This window comes from Dolichospermum sp. UHCC 0406, from assembly GCF_009712025.1.
In the GTDB taxonomy this organism is placed as follows: domain Bacteria; phylum Cyanobacteriota; class Cyanobacteriia; order Cyanobacteriales; family Nostocaceae; genus Dolichospermum; species Dolichospermum lemmermannii.
The window spans coordinates 312,960-329,478 of sequence record NZ_VILA01000016.1; the positions used below are offsets into that span (position 1 = coordinate 312,960).

Sequence of the window (16,519 nt, forward strand, 5' to 3'; positions counted from 1 at the left end):
TATATGATAAAAAACAAGTGAATTTAAGCAATTAAACAAATTAATTGATCTGGTAATTTAGCTTTTGGATTAATCAACTTCACTTTCTTTTCTTGACATAATAGATCAATTAAATGTTGAATATCAGTTTCTTTGGTATCTGAAAACTGATTAGAAGCTTGTGAAATCAATGTAGGTACTCCCATAAATTGCTGAGTTTTGACTAGATTTAATAAAAAATCCTTAACAGGTCTTAAATCTCTTTTTCCATTTCCATTATTTGTACCTGGTTCTTTTTCTGGTTGAGAAACAAGACCTAAATAATGCAATAAAGTACATTTCTTCTGCAAAATCTCAGATTCACGAATTAAAGTTTCTAGTCTTGGTAAATTAATCGTTTTCCCACCAATTACTAATTCTTGCGATTTAGCAGAATTTACCAAACTTTGGTATGTTGCCAAGTAGTGAATAGAAGCCAGACTTGGTTTAATATGAACATGATTAGTATTGGTGAAAATCTGTCTATAGAGTTGATTTCCAGTCATGTTTGGTTTTCCTAAATCCCCACCACGAATTAAGTACATAGTTTGACAGAGATTTTTTTGAATGACTGTTTGACAAGCATTCATTACATGATAAAAACTGGTCATATTTGAGTCTTCTGTCCAAACTATACCCAATTTTTGCCGATTTGTAGGATGTTGATAACTCAAGGAATAACTAGCATACTTTCCGCTTAAAAGTTTAGACTTAACTCCCTGTATTTTTAAAGTAGATATAGACTGCTGCAACATCTGAATTAAATCAGGTGATGATAACAAAGAAATCTTGGTAATTTTCCCCTGACTTTTTGTATATTCGTGCTGCCATAATAATTGAAATTCTGCTTGAGTTGTATCTTGATTATCTTGATGTCGTGGTGGAACAATGATTATAGGTTTAGGAACAGTTTTTTCATCTTCATCTAATAACGAACCTTTATATTTTTGATATTCATCACGACCTAGAGTTAGTGCATTTCTAGGCATAGTTTTACCACCAGGATAGGTTTTCTCTAAAATTTCCCGATTTAGGGGAAAAATAGGAGATTCAGGTCTAGGATTTGCTAGTTGATGTAATGGCTGAAGTTGATAAGCCCAAAGTGCTTCTGCCTGTTCTATAGTAATAGGTTTTAACTGAATTGTTTTATGTATTCCGGCTTTATCTGCTGGCAGAATTCGATCAAAATGCCGTTTTAATGTGTTTGTAATAACGCTGATAATCACCAAAAAATTTTTTAAATTATCTCCATGAATTGTGGTGTTGACATTAAAAAAAGGTTGTATATCCAGAAAACCTTCTGGTAACTGGGGCATAGTATCTAAATTGTCAAAACATAAAACAATCGGTTGGGTTTGTGTGGAAATTCTGCCAAAGTTGGCTAAGATATTTTTTGCAGCATCTTCTGTATCAATGCAAGTTTTGACCTTGATTTCTTTCATGGAATCTTCATTTAAATCATCACCACGCAGCCATTCACAAGCTAAATCATATAATTCTGGATTTGCGAGATCATGTAGCACTCCAAAAAACATATCAGGGTTATAAATACCTGCTTTTTTATAACTATCCTTGAGGTGTTTGATAAATTTCTGCCGATTACTTTGTAATGCTTCCCAAAAATTATCATTAAATATTCTTTGTTTGATATCACTTCTTGTAAATGCCGTTAAACTTTTTAGCCACAACATTAACTGTGATTCTTTTTCACCTTCGGGAACTTGAATTAAACTATCAACAGTGTGACGTAAAATATGCCGCCAGATATTACCACTATCAGCCCAGTTGCAGAGAATATAAGCAAAAAAGGCTTTCGGGTTAAGAGTACGTTTAAGCCGACCTAATAAATAACTTTTGCCAGAACCAGACTCACCAGCTAATAAAACTGTACGGCTACGATGATCTTTACCTACTAAATCAAGTAAACCTTCAATTTCTATGATTGCGTTTTCATGAATTGACTCAACCATGAGTTTTGAATCTTGTTCTTCAGCCCAAAAATTAGTGGGCTTTAAATTGATCACGTCAAAAGGGTTGACCTCGCGTTTAATAATGTCTTTAATGTCTGTCATAGATATGGGTGAGTGAGAGGAGGAAGTAATGAAAAAATGAAAAATATCGGGAATACTGTTAATTAACTATGAGAAAAAACAGTTGTCCACCAATATTTTGAGGAATTCCCGCGTCAATTTGTTCTGGTGTATAAGCACTGACTTCTTGTAGGGTACTAAAATCAATTTTGTCACTTTTTTGCAACCTATACAAAGCCTGATCTAAATCATCTCTTAATAAAGGCGGTTGTAACTTTTGCCGTAAATGGAAAATTGGTAAATAATTCTCTGTACCCAATTCCCTATCTAATTTCTTGATAGTCTCTAAAATTTCTTCATCACTGATATTGCTAGTAATATCAGAATGTGATTCCAAATTATCAGAAACTAAAGTAGAAACTTGTTCTGGCTTAACCCGCAAATTCTTCCGCAAAAAGCGCAAGTAATTACCCAGCAATTCCAAACTAATAACAGGGTTAGCACCTTTATGGGGATTATATTCATCCCGCAAAAACTCAATTCCTCTTTCCGTTAACCAAACTTCAGCCTTAACCCTTTTCATCTTGATTTCAGCAGCAATTAAACCTCGTTCACTCAAGATTTTTAAGATTGCGTCTCGTTCATCTGATTTTAGCGATGAAACTTTGATTTCACTGGGGGCTATTTTTCCAGAACTCTTACCTATCTTCTCCAGTACCTTGAGTTCTTTATCATCAATAGGTAATTGTGCCGAGTCGAGTTTCAGTAGTGCTTGACCAGGAGGTAAAATCTTGACTGTGGCAATTTCGCGGGAATAGTCTACATATTCCAGTTCCCCCAAATCTCGACAAATTTTGTTTTTCTCACTTTTAAAACTATCAAAAGTGCTGGAACTCAAGCCAGTACGATAATTGGGACATCCCAACAGTTTTAAGATGAACTTTAACTCTTTCGTTTCCATACGGTTAGTCTTGCTGTATTCGATACTTGACTACTTTAGCGCGAATCACAAAAAAATAACACACAGTTTCTATATTAACTCTAATAAGAGCGATTCTTCCCTAAAAACTCAAAATATTATCCAAGTTTTCACTGATTACTTTCTAAATAAAAGACGGATTTTTTCTAGAGTTTTTCTACAAGCTTCCATGACATCAAAAAATTGGGAAGACTTGGATCTTCTATCCATTGGACTTTTTTAGAAAAATTTTATACAGATATTAAGTAAGTAGACGAAAATAAATCAAAGTAGATTAAGTAATGTAAAAAATCTGGAGATGATTTCGTAGTGAGGGCTTCAGCCCTCAAATGACGAATAAATTCCTGACTACAAACTTTGAATTATTCAAGCCGTTCTACTTAAATAAATTCCACCATATAGCGAGATTTATATGTATCATCTTTTAGATGACCAGATCATTCTATCTTTGACATTTCCTACCCATTCACAAAAGTTTAACTATTCATATTTGCACATTATTTACCGGAAATTCACTGTATCAATTTATTAGAGATAAAGACCTTACAGACTGCAATTAATATCTTTCTTGCTTTGCATCTTGGCGTGAGAAAAAAATATAGGGTAGAATAAAAACCTCCCCTAATCAACAATTTGCCAAAATCAAATTCCACTCATCTTGAGACAAAGGTATTACCTCTATTTCCATAGCAAAACAATCACAAGCTGCGGCTATTAAAGCCTTAATTATTGTTTCTTGATTGATAGTTTCTGGAAATTGGATAGGATGAAAAAACTCTTGATTAAATACCTTTGCAAATAAATCTGCATCTGGATTCAATCGCATAGAACCATGCTGAAGAACTGCGTCACCTTTCCTTAATTGAGCGCTACCAATCAGTTTAGAACCATCTGCTAAAACTAAATCTGCACCTGTCGCAGTCCCAAAACAATTAGGATTGTGAATATAACCGCGTCCAGCTTGACCATAGTACAATTCTATATCGAGCGATCGCCATCCTTGAATCAAAAACTCACAAATCTTCGCATACACATCTAACCGATTTCCCCTCAGTCCAGACGTGACCACAGAGTAAGTTAAATCACCTTGATGTAAAACAGCCCTCCCACCTGTATTCCGGCGCACCAAATCTAATTTCTCCCCTTTCCACCGCAAACTTTGCCAAAATTCAGGATATTGACGTTGATGATAACCTAAAGAAATTGCGGGTGGCGACCAAGTATAAAAACGTAAAGTTGGCGGATGTTTTCCTGACTCATGCTGTGCTAATAACCAGCGGTCTATAGCCATCTGAACATCACCAGCGGCTGCTAAAATCGGAATAAGTCGCCACACCTCCTGATCCGGCATTAAATATCACATCCCTAAACTAAAATTCTGGAAACTTAAACTGTACCAAACTCAGATTGCAGATATTCATCATTATCATCAGCAATACTAGCAACGATAGTAATGATCCGAGAAACTTCCCCTGGTGACAACTCCGCTAAAGTGCGTGTAGAAATCACAACCACCTGATTATCAATAATCCCGAACCGGGCTTCAAAGGTACTCACACAATTCATCTCTAACAAATATCGTGTCAATTTTGGTTCATTTTTAGCGGGTAACTTCAGCACCGCAGACCAAACCGTGATTGTATCTTCATCAGTAATTCCCGTCAACTGCACAAATACTTCTATACTGCCATATTGGAATTTCCACAGATATCCACCCTCGGCAGCATGACTAACCATTGCACTTTGATCTTGTGCTAGACTATCAATCACATTTTCAATTACTTCCACATGGTTTGGGGTTGTGGTGTCTTCAATAAGTTCAGTCAACAACTCATCTGGAGACTGGGCTTCTAGGTAGCTTGCCATACAGATTTTTCTCTAAAAATATAGTTACTGCCTTAATCTACTATTATGCTACCAAAAATGCCAGCATCTACTTCGTCTATTGTTCAAAGTTGAGATATCAGCCATACATTCGCCATTTTTTGCAGCTTGGGTTAAGAAACAGCGCAACTCAACGCATTTATTGAATTATGGTTGATGCCTCGGACACGCTACTGTGAACAACCTAACCTACAAATCAAAGCTTTTTCCAATTTGGTGAAGGTATTGATTAAAAGATGAGAAAGTATTGATCAAGATCACAGCCATACTGATTAGTATGACATAGGCTCAAGTTATTATTGTATATGTCAATTTCCTAATTATTTTTTCCCGGTTTCAGGCGTTTACATCCAGAACCATTAGATGTAAGTTACCTTTAACCTCATTGGCTGTCAACATCAAGTAAAGATATTAGAATTTATTATCTAACTCTCTACTGTACCTCATTAATAAAAGACAAACAAAACCCTATTTTGTCTATATTACATCATTCAATGCCTACTATCGGTTACATAAGCTACCAATTTCAGTTAAAATAGGCTATCAAAAACAGTTTATTTAGGGGTAGCACAAAAATTACTCGCCAGTTTGATGTTAAAAGATGTAAAAATGATGGCAGAGGAACAATTTACTGATTTACAGCATCAAGGGATACAAAACGATCAGTTAAATTGTGAGTTGCCGAATGTACAGCGATTGATCAAAACTCAAGTTGACAAATTGGGGTGCTATCTGTTAAAAGGTTCTAGAATGTGACGTAAAAACCCGAAAAAAACCCGAAAACTTTTTTGAGATTTTTCCGGATTAGTCAAAAAATCTGCGATTATTGTTACACTGATTTTAATAAGCACTATGAATATTAAACTTGATCACAGCACTCCATGTCATTTAACTTCCTTCTTTAGCCTACTGATGAAGGAAGGTATTTCCCCTAATCAAATCGTTTTGGGAATTGTTCAATTAGCCACCCAGACTCATGAATTAGACGGAATGATGGCATCAGCAGACTGTTTACGGTTGCTACTGGTACTGATGCCAGCAGAAACCTGTGCTAAAGGCGTTTCTCAGTATATATCATCTTTAGCAGCGGAAGGCGTTACTACTTTAATGTTATTAGATGCCTTGAGTCTAGCTTGCTATGTTTGTGGACAATCAGATGAAGCTAACCTAGTTCACTTGACTTACAAGAGATTACAAGCTGATGCTATTATCTCCCAAATGCTTCGTGATTAAGCCCTAAAATATTAATTTTTCATCCTTTTTTCAAAATCCAACTATTTTCAAGTTAACTTGTACTCAGACATGGCAATCATGGCAATTTTGTACTGAATCATTCCGTTTATTCATTAGGCAACCAGTCAATTCGATTAATTTATATTTTCTTTGCGATCCTTAGCCAATAGCTGTTAGCAGTGGCTATAATTTGAATGTCGCCATATTTATGGTCAGTTTGACAGCACCGCATCTACCACTTTTGATCTGGTCTAGAAGTCTCTAGCACTGGGAAAACCCTGACATCAATAACTTTTCAGCTTTCTTATTTACCCTGTTGATATTCAATTAAAGCTCTAAACTAAAATAGTTATCTGCCAAATTGCCAAAATATTAGATCATTGCCGAAACATTTCTGGAATTCTCTGTTTTGCATAGATAGCGAGCATTTAGTTTCCAGTATCTCTACTGTTTTGTTGATTATTGGCTATAGAAAAATTTTTGACATTAAAAAGCGCCTGGGAGTGTTGCCGTGTTTCCACCCCAGACGCTTTTTAAATTTTCTCCTCACACACAAATATAACTTATCACTCTTTTCTTCAAATGGCAAGTACCTGAGACAACAATTTTGGAAATTGTTTGAAAGAGGGAACAGAGAATATTTTTCTTCCCCATGACAACTGTACGGGCGAAGCATTTGGAGAACTATTTTTTGTAATGACCGATAATTTATCTTCCAAATGCTTCGCCCCTACTGACAACTGTACGGGCGAAGCATTTGGAGAACTATTTTTTGTAATGACCGATAATTTATCTTCCAAATGCTTCGCCCCTACTGACAACTGTACGGGCGAAGCATTTGCAGAACTATTTTTTGTAATGACCGATAATTTATCTTCCAAATGCTTCGCCCCTGCTAACCACTGTACGGGCGAAGCATTTGGAGAACTATTTTTTGTAATGACCGATAATTTATCTTCCAAATGCTTCGCCCCTACTGACAACTGTACGGGCGAAGCATTTGCAGAACTATTTTTTGTAATGACCGATAATTTATCTTCCAAATGCTTCGCCCCTACTAACCACTGACCACTAACCTAATGTAAAAAGTGCCTGACACCAGTGACAACCATGAGTAAACCCAGTTCATTAGCGGCTTTGATAGAGTCTTTATCTTTGAGACTTCCCCCTGGTTGGACAATGGCAGTAATTCCGGCTGCTGCTGCGGCTCTGACGGTATCATCGAAGGGGAAGAAGCCGTCACTAGCGAGAAATGCTCCTTGGGCTTTTTCTCCAGCTTGTTCGATAGCGATTTTTGTCGAACCAACGCGGTTCATTTGTCCAGCCCCTATACCCAAGGTTGTGCGATCGCTCGCAATCACGATAGCATTGGATTTAACGTGTTTGCAAACTTTCCAGGCAAATAGTAATTCCGCTAACTCACTGGGGGTGGGTTGACGCTCCGTGACAACTTGCCATTGACTAGGATCAGCAATGATATCATCAGCAGATTGGACTAAAAACCCACCTGCTACTACTTTCACAGTTTCTTTTGGTCCAGTCAATAAATCTGGTAAAATCAAAACTCGGACATTACCTTTTTTAGTTAAAATTTCCTGGGCTGCTTCGTCACAACCAGGAGCAACCACGCACTCTAGGAATGTCTTCGTTAATTCCGTCGCTGTGGCTGCATCAATAGGACGGTTTAAAGCGACAATTCCGCCAAAAGCAGAGGTGGAATCAGCATTAAAAGCTTTTTGATAAGCGTCAAAAATGTCTGCTGCTTCCGCAGTTCCACAGGGATTAGTATGTTTGATAATTGTTGCTGCGGGACTATCTGTAAATTCAGCAATTATCCGCCGTGCAGCTTCCAAATCTACCAAATTATTGTAGCTAAGTTCCTTCCCTTGCAGTTTGGTGGCCGCAGCCCAACCTGTAGCTTCATTTCCTGTTTGATACCATGCTGCGGGTTGGTGAGGATTTTCCCCATAACGCAAAGATTGGAGTTGTGTACCGGAAATAGTAAATTCTTGGGTTTGTGTGCCAGCTAAATAGGCAGCAATGGCATGATCATAACTAGCAGTATGCAAAAATCCTTTTAACGCGCATTTTTGGCGAAACTCTAAAGATGCTGCTCCATTTTGGCGTAATTCTTGCAAATACTCACCATATTGGGCAGGATCACATAATACCGTCAAATGGGCGTAATTTTTAGATGAAGCCCTTAACATTGCCGGGCCACCAATATCAATTTGTTCCACTGCGTCAGCTAGGGTAACTCCTGGTTTAGCAATAGTTTCCGCAAAAGGATAAAGATTCACAACTACCAAATCAATGGGTCGAATTTGATTATTTTCTAAATCTGTTATATCTTGTTCGACATCCCGCCGTGCTAAAATACCGCCATGAATGCGAGGATGAAGAGTTTTCACCCGACCGCCTAAAATTTCCGGTGAACCTGTATAATCAGAAACTTTTGTAACTGGTATGCCAGCATCTTTCAGGGTTTTGGCTGTTCCCCCACTGCTGATGATATCAAAGCCAAATTCTTCAACTAAACTCCGGGCTAAATCGCCTACACCAGTTTTATTAGATACACTCAGCAGGGCTAAACGCGCCATAATTCCCCAGATTCCTTTGGACTAAATTGCTTTCTGTGATGAACATTCTACCGAAAGGATGGTCAGAATCATAATTAGCCTGGGGAGTATTGGCAAAATATGAAAATGCGTAGGTTGGGTTGACAAAGGAAACCCAACAAAATCTCAAAATGTTGGGTAACGCTATCGCTCCACCCAACCTACAATTATCTTTAATTCTTATCTCAATTATCCATGACTCCAACATTAGATTTTATTAGGGTTTCTCCACCAAAAAACCAAACACCAGACGCTTTAATCGTCACTCTACATGGTTGGGGTGCAAATGCCCAAGATGTGGCATCTTTAATCCCTCATGTCAATTTACCTGATTACGAATTTTTACTCCCCAATGCCCCCTATCCTTATCCTTATGCTGATACAGGTAGGGCATGGTATGACCTGCGGACGGAAAATATGTATGATGGATTAAATGAAAGTAAACAACTACTGATAGATTGGTTGCTCTCTTTAGAAAGTAATACAGGTGTACCGTTATCACGCACAATTTTGAGCGGATTTTCTCAAGGTGGGGCGATGACTTTAGATGTAGGATTAAGCTTACCCTTGGCAGGGTTAGTAGTGATAAGTGGCTATTTACATCCTAGTGTGGCCATGCTGAATCAAGGTAATTTTCCGCCGACATTAATCATGCACGGGACACAGGATGAAGTTGTTCCTCTCCAAGCGGCAATTAAGTCGAGAGATGTGGCACAATCTCTAGGTGTAGCAGTGGAATATCATGAATTTGCCATGGGACATGAAATTAATTTCCAAATGCTAGAAGTGCTACGAACTTTTGTTGTCAACACAATTGGTCAGCTTTAGTTACAGAATTTTTACAATTCCGGTGAAATTCACAAGAATTTTTACAAATTTAATGCTCGTTAATGAGTAAGATAGTAAAGGTGGAATCAACTCCACCCTCAGCTGAATGTAAGCGCTGCAAAAGGGAGGGGCAAGCATTATGAAAACTCTAAGCATTTCCAAAACAGAAATTTCTGCTATGACAGCGACAGAGGTAAAAGATTTGGCTACACGTCTGGAATTAGATAATTATAGTAATGCTTTTGAGGGTTTAAATGATTGGCATCTATTGCGAGCAATTGCTTTTCAGCGTCCAGAGTTAGTTGAAGCCTATATCCACCTCTTAGATTTAGAAGCTTACGACGAAGCCTAAGAATTTTAGATTTTGGATTTTGGATTTTAGATTGGGTGGGACGGGCTAAAATCAAAGGTAATCGGAATTTTGCCCCAAAATGCCATCATTTACAAATCTCAAATCTAAACGGGTTATTATCTGTGTAGGCGGTGGTATAGCCGCCTATAAAGTCTGTGAATTGGTATCTACACTGTTCAAATCGGGGCTAGAAGTGCGAGTTATTCTCACTAAATCTGCCCAAGAATTTATTACTCCTTTAACTTTATCTACTTTATCCCGTCATCAAGCTTATACAGATGATAATTTCTGGCAGCCCATTTATTCTCGTCCTTTGCATATTGAGTTAGGTGAATGGGCTGATTTAATTGTAATTGCGCCTTTAACTGCTAATACTTTGGCTAAGTTAGCTTATGGAATGGCGGATAATTTGCTAACAAATACGGTTCTCGCTTCTACCTGTCCGGTGTTGTTAGCACCTGCCATGAATACAGATATGTGGCAACAGGTAGCAGTACAAAGAAATTGGCAGCATCTATTGACAGATAGCAGATTTTATGGTATGGAAACAGGTTCTGGGTTGTTGGCGTGCGATCGCATTGGTGCTGGTAGAATGGCAGAAGCCGCCGAAATATTTGTTTATATTCAATCTTTATTACACACCCAAGGCAAGAGAGATTTAGCCGGGAAACAGGTTTTAATCAGTGCTGGGGGAACGCGAGAATATTTAGATCCGGTGCGATTTATTGGCAATCCCTCCACTGGTAAAATGGGTTTAGCATTGGCACAGGCTGCACTGCACAGAGGGGCAAAGGTAATATTAGTCCATTGTCCGGCGAATTGGGATGTACCTTTGGGAGTAGAAGCAATTCCGGTTGTGAGTGCAGACCAAATGCAGCAGGTAATGTTCAAGCATTTAACCAATGCAGATATAATTATCATGTCAGCCGCAGTTGCAGACGTAAAGCCTAGAGATTATAGTAGCGAAAAATTGCCCAAGCGATCGCTTCCTGAAAATTTACCTCTAGCAGCAGTACCAGATATTGTCGCTGAAATTGGAAATCGTAAACAACCCCATCAATATTTAATTGGTTTTGCAGCACAAACTGGAGATATTATTACTCCTGCGAAAGAGAAATTGCAAAGAAAGAAATTAGATGCAATTGTCGCAAATCCTATTGATAAAGTTGACAGTGGTTTTGGGAGTGATCATAATCAAGCGGTGTTTTTAGATAAAGAAGGGAGAGAGTTAGAAATTCCGACTTGTTCTAAATTGGAAATGGCGCATTATTTGTTTGATTTTGTTGTTTAATCGAATCAAATTATATTGTACTTTCTTTAGTATTCTGGAAATCGGCAAATAATTCATCTTCATTAATACCTCTTGTTTCCAGCAATTGTTGGATTTTTTGGACTGCTGTTTGTAAAGCCATTAAATCTTGTTTTTGAGGAGTAGGTTGTGTTGGTATGTAGTAACCTATTGGGACTCCATGAGAAGTAATTGCAATTGGTTCAGATGCTTGTTGTGTGTACTTATGTAAATTAGCCCGAAATTCTTTAATACCTACAGATTGGATGTCCATAATGGTGAATTGACAAATTGTGTACACCTAAGTACACTATAATATAAACTTTGGGTTATTGAAGTTATTGATAATAAAAATTTATCTTTTATCAGGCTGGAAAAGAGATAACTTTGACCATTTTCCGTCGTATTTATCCCCAGCAAGTTAGGATTATAGAGATTTTTGTTTATCAAAAGCTCAGTAAATCATTTAATAAATGTCAAGCATTATACAAGTGCGAGTGATTTAATTAGGGTACATAATGAAGTAAATTTAGTCCTATAGTGTATAATGGAGATGTCCAGTCAATACTACTGGAATATGAACAATTCCGATCTTGATAGAAATCTTGATATAGAAGAACTAGCTGAGTATATAGCTACGGCATCTCAAACGATAGTTAATGAGATGAAAAAACAAGGTGAAAATCATTTGGATTTTAATGAAGCTGTTCAAGCAATGAAAAATGAATCATTAATAGAGCAACAGAAATGTCAGGAGGATTTTAATGCAAGAAGATCTCGAATTAAAAGAAAATTTAATAGAAGAAGATGAGATTTTAAGCTTAAAACATTTTATTTATTTGGATAAAATAAAATTACATTCTTATTCTTCTCAATTATTTGGAGGTCTAGTACAACTGAGAAGATTAACAGAGAATGAAGGTACTAAATCTACACAAAGTTCAGGTGAAGAATATAAGGAAAGAATTCAAGAGGATGGTAAAGAAGGTGAAATAAGCATTGGTCCCAAAAATTATGCAGGTGGAGCTAGTGGAAAAACAGTAGATAAAACAACCCAGAAAGATGGATATAAAAAAGGGGTTAATACTACATCCGATGAATATTTATATTCTACCACTGAAGATATTGTTGAACATGACTATGGCTATCTAACATTTGAAGAAATATTAATAAATAAAGGAATTTTAAAAGAAATAAAAGACATAGAGGAATTAGAAAAATATTCATCGTTAATAAAAATAACTGGAGTTTGTAGATTTATTGATTGGGATTCTATTATAGAATTATTTAGTCATGATAATGTAATAAATCTTTTTTTACCAAATTCTGACCAAAATAGTAAGAAGGGTTTTAAGCAGAATACTCAACAAAAAAAAGAAGAAGAAAATCATTTGAAAACTACAAAAGCTGGATTAGAGATAATCAAAGCATTTTCAATTGGTTCTGTTACAGTCAATACTAATATAGGAAATTCAAATCTAATAGGAACTATAAATCAAGAACACCTTCGGATAACAAGAGATCAACTTAGATCAGCATATATTATGCCAGGGGATGTAGAAATGACAATAGTTGGATTTATACCGAGAAGAGGAATAGAAAAAATTACTTTTCCTGGTCTTTCAGGATTAATAGATATGACAGAAGTATGGAAAGCTTGGACAGGAGAAATTGACTTAGTAATAGAACCAATAGCAATATATACAGAAATTAAATAGAAATTTATATTCAGCTTATCTTCTAGTTGTAATTGTAGGTTGGGTTAAGCAAAGCGCAACCCAACAACAATTAATAAATGTAAAAATTACGCGACTTTCAAAGACTTAACTAATGAAAAAAATATTGATAAAATGGGAACGTCAAACTAAAAAACTAGGATTTTTAGCAGCTATTATGGCCGTGAGTATGATTGCATTCTTCATGCTATCATTCCCCTTAAATGCTCAAATTCCTAAATCCACAGAATTACGGGGAGTATGGTTAACAAATATTGATAGTGACGTTTTATTTGAGAGTAATCGTCTAAAACAAAGTTTACGAACATTACAACAACTCAACTTTAACACCGTTTATCCCGCCGTCTGGAATTGGGGATATACACTTTATCCTAGTAAAGTCGCAGCCAAAGTTATTGGTAAAGCAGTTGACCCTACCCCCGGACTGCAAAAGCGAGATATGCTCAAAGAAATAGTCACCGAGGGACATAAACAAAATTTAACAGTAATTCCCTGGTTTGAATTTGGCTTTATGGCACCTGCTGATTCTCTCCTCGCTAAAAATCGTCCTACTTGGTTGACAAACCGCAGAGATGGCACAAAAATAGTCAAAGAAGGAACACATAACCGAGTTTGGTTAAATCCCTTTCGTCCCGAAGTGCAACAATTTATTCAAGATTTGATAGTAGAAATAGTCAAAAACTATAATATTGATGGGATTCAATTTGATGACCATTTCGGCTTACCATCAGAACTAGGATATGATGCCTACACCACAGCATTATACAAAAAAGAACACCAAGGAAAACTTCCTCCCGCAGACTTCAAAGATCCAGAATGGGTAAATTGGAGAGCGAACAAAATCACCGACTTTATGAAACGAGTCTTTACAGCAATTAAAGCAAATAAAAAAGATTGTATCGTTTCCGTTGCTCCTAATCCCCAGCGTTTTTCCTACGAATACTTCCTTGCAGATTGGCAGAAATGGGAAAGAATGGGAATAATTGAAGATTTAGTTTTACAGATTTATCGAAATGATTTAAACGTCTTTATCAGCGAATTAGAATATCCCGAAGTCAAACAAGCCCAAACTCATATTCCCGTCAGCATTGGCATTTTAAGTGGGTTAAAAAATCGCACAGTTCCTATGGAACAAATCAAAACCCAAATAGAAAAAGTCCGAGAGAGAAAATTTGCCGGCGTTTCCTTCTTCTTCTACGAAACCCTCTGGAACATGAGCCAAGAAAAACCCCAACAACGTCAACAAACATGGCAAAAAATATTCCCCACACCCACAAACTACCCCAACCTATTAGCAACCTGGAAACCGTAGAAAATTGGTAAAGAAAATCTGGCGTTGCAGAATTAAAGGATGAAAGTGAAAAATTTAAAAGCATAAACTTTGCGCCTTTGCTCCTTTGCGCCTTTGCGCGAAACATAATTCTATGCAACGCCAAAATTCCTAACTACCGATACCCAAACGCCCAGCTAAAGCCGGAGTCAAAGGTAAAAGAGTAGCAATCATTAAAAACAAAGCCAAAAGGCATAAAGCCGCTCTAGCATCATCTGGTTCACTGATTTCATTCAAACTAGGACGTTCTAAATCCCGTTGTAAAAACAAAATCACAATTGCCCAATACATCGCCAAAGGATTACCTAATGATACGATAGCCAGTAAAACTATCGTCGCAAAGGTGGTTCTCCCTGCGGTTTTGCGTCCATAAATCGCTTGTACAATTCTCCCCCCGTCCAATTGTCCAGCGGGCATTAAATTCAAAGCAGTAATGACTAATCCTAACCAACCAACAATTACCAAAGGATGAATATTCACCAACGGAGATTGTAAAGCCGAACCGAGGACAACTCGTGCCAAGCTACCGACTAAAATTGAACCTTGGAAAAACTGATTGGGTAATTGAAATAAACTGCCTGGGTGGGACAGTAGCAATCCTATTACCAGTAATAGTAAGGAAGTAATCCCCCCAAAAGCCGGTCCAGCCAAAGCAATATCAAATAAAGCATTCCGGCTAGGGACAAGGGACTCAAACCGAGTAATTGCCCCAAAAGAACCAATTTGCACCGCTGGTAAAAAGAATGGCCAACTTAATTTAACTTGGTGACGACGTGCTAATAACCAATGTCCCACTTCGTGAGAGATCAAAATTACCAATAAACCCAAGGCAATAGGTAAGGTTTCGGCAAAGCGTTCGGGGTTACTGAATAAATCGAAATTCTGTAATATACCCCCCACTTCTAAGCTGGTAGCGATAGTTGCTATCAACAAGATCACCGCAAAAGCTTTTTGTGCTAACTGGGTGCGTTGGGGGTCTGTGCGGCTAGGGAGAACAATCATCACAGGTTTACTGTCAGTATCTTCTACCAAAAACAGCCGATATTTATCATCTAACCGTTCTCGTAAAGTTTTCGTCAGTCGGTTGTGAACGGCTTCTGGTTCTCCGCGCAAGTTGCCTTTAAAAACTACTCCTTCTTGGTAGGGAATAGTTTCGGTGGCAAAAAATGTGTCAATGCCAAAAATGCCTCTAATTAGGCTTAAATCTGCTTCAGGTATGGGTGTTGGTGCTAATTGTAGTTCTGATACTACGACTGAACTGTCTTTATCACCTTCGCTTGCAGTTTGGGCAGCGAGTCGCTCTGTTGCCCGTTGTTTGAGAATAGCATCTTGTCCCGCGTCCCGTAATTTTCTACCCAGGAAAATATACAATCCAGCGGAAGCTACCACTAAGAATAAGATACCAACGATGTTGATATAAATCCCAGCGGCAAATAATCCAAAGAACAAAAGCCAGGGAGTCATTAAAACGAGGGATTGTAACCAGGCTAAGATGCCTAGTTTACCAAAAGGTCTGGCGCGATAAAAGCCCCAGCCTAAAATGCCGGACGCTATCAGCACAATGGCTGCAATTATAGGAGTTTCCGATGAAGTCAACATCTCTAAACCTTTGCTATTGAGACCGAAGCTAGTACCGCAGTGCGGAATTAAAAATTAAAAATTAAAAATTAAAAAAGCAGATTACACAAGCTTTTGTCAAATTTTTAATGGTTGATTGACTTACGCCGTTGTGTACTAGTACAAGTCTGTTTTTCTATATATTTTACCATTTTTGAGGATAAAATCAATAAATAAGTTGATTTGTTTTCTGCTCAAATTGCGCTATGTTGTGGTGACACTACACGCAGTTATCAGGCTTTAAGTAATATTCTTTTGTCAAAGAATTGACAAAGTGCAATTTTTATGATTTGAAAATTCGCTACAAAAGGACAGTATCAAAGTTCTGATGCTGTTTCAGGGGCAATAATTTCTCCAGCACCCAGTTTTAACATTATATCCTGATCGGTAATCAATTCTTTGAGTTCTTTAACTTGCAAATTCATTTTTTCACAAGCTTGGCGTAATTCTTGAGCAAATGTATTAATATCATCCCCATAACCACACTGACACGCAGCGGTTTCTATTCCCTGGTTGGCGTTTGCTCTAGCACAATCTACTAATTCTGTATCATGTAATGGTTCTGGAGATGCCATAAGTGGATTTTTTAATATTTATCTATTTCCA

The 16,519-nt window shown here is 37.4% G+C and carries 16 protein-coding genes; 7 read left to right on the plus strand and 9 right to left on the minus strand.

Annotated elements, in window-relative coordinates:
- Positions 1-23 precede the first annotated feature (23 nt).
- From FJR09_RS15870 to FJR09_RS15885, 4 genes are all read right to left on the minus strand, one after another.
- Entirely contained in the window at positions 24-2,090 is a 2,067-nt protein-coding gene (locus FJR09_RS15870) for an ATP-binding protein (protein WP_168653403.1), read from the minus strand.
- A 58-nt stretch (positions 2,091-2,148) separates the two neighbouring features.
- Entirely contained in the window at positions 2,149-3,009 is an 861-nt protein-coding gene (locus FJR09_RS15875) for a transcription factor RcaD (protein WP_168653404.1), read from the minus strand.
- Between the two features lie 643 nt (positions 3,010-3,652).
- Complete coding sequence (locus FJR09_RS15880; protein WP_168653405.1) at positions 3,653-4,378, minus strand: biotin/lipoate A/B protein ligase family protein; 726 nt, start codon at positions 4,376-4,378, stop codon at positions 3,653-3,655.
- A 35-nt stretch (positions 4,379-4,413) separates the two neighbouring features.
- Entirely contained in the window at positions 4,414-4,893 is a 480-nt protein-coding gene (locus FJR09_RS15885) for a YbjN domain-containing protein (protein WP_015078557.1), read from the minus strand.
- An 870-nt stretch (positions 4,894-5,763) separates the two neighbouring features.
- Between FJR09_RS15885 and FJR09_RS15890 the strand changes: the two genes are divergently transcribed.
- A complete protein-coding gene (locus tag FJR09_RS15890; RefSeq protein ID WP_015078555.1) occupies positions 5,764-6,144 on the plus strand; it encodes a hypothetical protein in 381 nt (126 codons plus the stop codon).
- 578 nt (positions 6,145-6,722) lie between these two features.
- Here FJR09_RS15890 and FJR09_RS25330 read toward each other — a convergent pair.
- The gene (locus tag FJR09_RS25330) at positions 6,723-7,187 is read right to left on the minus strand and encodes a hypothetical protein (RefSeq protein ID WP_254433128.1); all 465 of its coding nucleotides are present in this window, start codon (positions 7,185-7,187) and stop codon (positions 6,723-6,725) included.
- Positions 7,188-7,220: 33 nt separating this feature from the next.
- Entirely contained in the window at positions 7,221-8,744 is a 1,524-nt protein-coding gene (gene purH, locus FJR09_RS15900; protein WP_168652209.1) for a bifunctional phosphoribosylaminoimidazolecarboxamide formyltransferase/IMP cyclohydrolase, read from the minus strand.
- Positions 8,745-8,957: 213 nt separating this feature from the next.
- Between purH and FJR09_RS15905 the strand changes: the two genes are divergently transcribed.
- From FJR09_RS15905 to coaBC, 3 genes are all read left to right on the plus strand, one after another.
- Positions 8,958-9,590, plus strand: a complete 633-nt coding sequence (locus FJR09_RS15905; protein ID WP_015078553.1) for an alpha/beta hydrolase — start codon at positions 8,958-8,960, stop codon at positions 9,588-9,590.
- A 139-nt stretch (positions 9,591-9,729) separates the two neighbouring features.
- Entirely contained in the window at positions 9,730-9,942 is a 213-nt protein-coding gene (locus FJR09_RS15910; protein WP_015078552.1) for a DUF2555 domain-containing protein, read from the plus strand.
- A 79-nt stretch (positions 9,943-10,021) separates the two neighbouring features.
- Positions 10,022-11,233: a bifunctional phosphopantothenoylcysteine decarboxylase/phosphopantothenate--cysteine ligase CoaBC gene (gene coaBC / locus FJR09_RS15915; protein ID WP_168652840.1), complete on the plus strand. Its 1,212-nt coding sequence runs from the start codon at positions 10,022-10,024 to the stop codon at positions 11,231-11,233.
- A 10-nt stretch (positions 11,234-11,243) separates the two neighbouring features.
- Here the strand turns inward: coaBC and FJR09_RS15920 are convergent, their stop codons facing one another.
- Positions 11,244-11,504: a type II toxin-antitoxin system Phd/YefM family antitoxin gene (locus tag FJR09_RS15920; RefSeq protein ID WP_168652839.1), complete on the minus strand. Its 261-nt coding sequence runs from the start codon at positions 11,502-11,504 to the stop codon at positions 11,244-11,246.
- Positions 11,505-11,807: 303 nt separating this feature from the next.
- Here FJR09_RS15920 and FJR09_RS15925 point away from each other — a divergent pair, with 303 nt between their 5' ends.
- From FJR09_RS15925 to FJR09_RS15935, 3 genes are all read left to right on the plus strand, one after another.
- Positions 11,808-12,041, plus strand: a complete 234-nt coding sequence (locus FJR09_RS15925) for a hypothetical protein (RefSeq protein ID WP_041457607.1) — start codon at positions 11,808-11,810, stop codon at positions 12,039-12,041.
- Positions 11,995-12,948 carry a hypothetical protein gene (locus FJR09_RS15930; protein ID WP_015078549.1) on the plus strand — a complete coding sequence of 318 codons (954 nt, stop codon included), beginning with the start codon at positions 11,995-11,997 and terminating at the stop codon, positions 12,946-12,948. The genes FJR09_RS15925 and FJR09_RS15930 overlap by 47 nt, the downstream gene beginning before the upstream one ends.
- Before the next feature lie 112 nt (positions 12,949-13,060).
- Positions 13,061-14,278, plus strand: a complete 1,218-nt coding sequence (locus tag FJR09_RS15935) for a glycoside hydrolase family 10 protein (protein ID WP_168652838.1) — start codon at positions 13,061-13,063, stop codon at positions 14,276-14,278.
- 129 nt (positions 14,279-14,407) lie between these two features.
- Here FJR09_RS15935 and FJR09_RS15940 read toward each other — a convergent pair whose 3' ends face one another.
- Both FJR09_RS15940 and FJR09_RS15945 read right to left on the minus strand, forming a co-directional pair.
- Complete coding sequence (locus FJR09_RS15940; RefSeq protein ID WP_015078547.1) at positions 14,408-15,895, minus strand: site-2 protease family protein; 1,488 nt, start codon at positions 15,893-15,895, stop codon at positions 14,408-14,410.
- A 335-nt stretch (positions 15,896-16,230) separates the two neighbouring features.
- Positions 16,231-16,488, minus strand: coding sequence for a hypothetical protein (locus FJR09_RS15945; protein WP_015078546.1), 258 nt, complete (start codon positions 16,486-16,488; stop codon positions 16,231-16,233).
- Between the last annotated feature and the right edge of the window lie 31 nt (positions 16,489-16,519).

Excerpts from the sequence above, each read along its gene's own strand:
- FJR09_RS15875 (WP_168653404.1), bottom strand. The coding sequence starts at position 3,009 with ATGGAAACGAAAGAGTTAAAGTTCATCTTAAAACTGTTGGGATGTCCC.
- FJR09_RS15910 (WP_015078552.1), top strand. The coding sequence starts at position 9,730 with ATGAAAACTCTAAGCATTTCCAAAACAGAAATTTCTGCTATGACAGCG.
- FJR09_RS15890 (WP_015078555.1), top strand. The coding sequence starts at position 5,764 with ATGAATATTAAACTTGATCACAGCACTCCATGTCATTTAACTTCCTTC.
- FJR09_RS15920 (WP_168652839.1), bottom strand. The coding sequence starts at position 11,504 with ATGGACATCCAATCTGTAGGTATTAAAGAATTTCGGGCTAATTTACAT.
- FJR09_RS15945 (WP_015078546.1), bottom strand. The coding sequence starts at position 16,488 with ATGGCATCTCCAGAACCATTACATGATACAGAATTAGTAGATTGTGCT.
- FJR09_RS15870 (WP_168653403.1), bottom strand. The coding sequence starts at position 2,090 with ATGACAGACATTAAAGACATTATTAAACGCGAGGTCAACCCTTTTGAC.
- FJR09_RS15935 (WP_168652838.1), top strand. The coding sequence starts at position 13,061 with ATGAAAAAAATATTGATAAAATGGGAACGTCAAACTAAAAAACTAGGA.
- FJR09_RS15905 (WP_015078553.1), top strand. The coding sequence starts at position 8,958 with ATGACTCCAACATTAGATTTTATTAGGGTTTCTCCACCAAAAAACCAA.
- FJR09_RS15930 (WP_015078549.1), top strand. The coding sequence starts at position 11,995 with ATGCAAGAAGATCTCGAATTAAAAGAAAATTTAATAGAAGAAGATGAG.
- FJR09_RS15880 (WP_168653405.1), bottom strand. The coding sequence starts at position 4,378 with ATGCCGGATCAGGAGGTGTGGCGACTTATTCCGATTTTAGCAGCCGCT.
- FJR09_RS15925 (WP_041457607.1), top strand. The coding sequence starts at position 11,808 with ATGAACAATTCCGATCTTGATAGAAATCTTGATATAGAAGAACTAGCT.
- purH (WP_168652209.1), bottom strand. The coding sequence starts at position 8,744 with ATGGCGCGTTTAGCCCTGCTGAGTGTATCTAATAAAACTGGTGTAGGC.
- coaBC (WP_168652840.1), top strand. The coding sequence starts at position 10,022 with ATGCCATCATTTACAAATCTCAAATCTAAACGGGTTATTATCTGTGTA.
- FJR09_RS15940 (WP_015078547.1), bottom strand. The coding sequence starts at position 15,895 with ATGTTGACTTCATCGGAAACTCCTATAATTGCAGCCATTGTGCTGATA.
- FJR09_RS15885 (WP_015078557.1), bottom strand. The coding sequence starts at position 4,893 with ATGGCAAGCTACCTAGAAGCCCAGTCTCCAGATGAGTTGTTGACTGAA.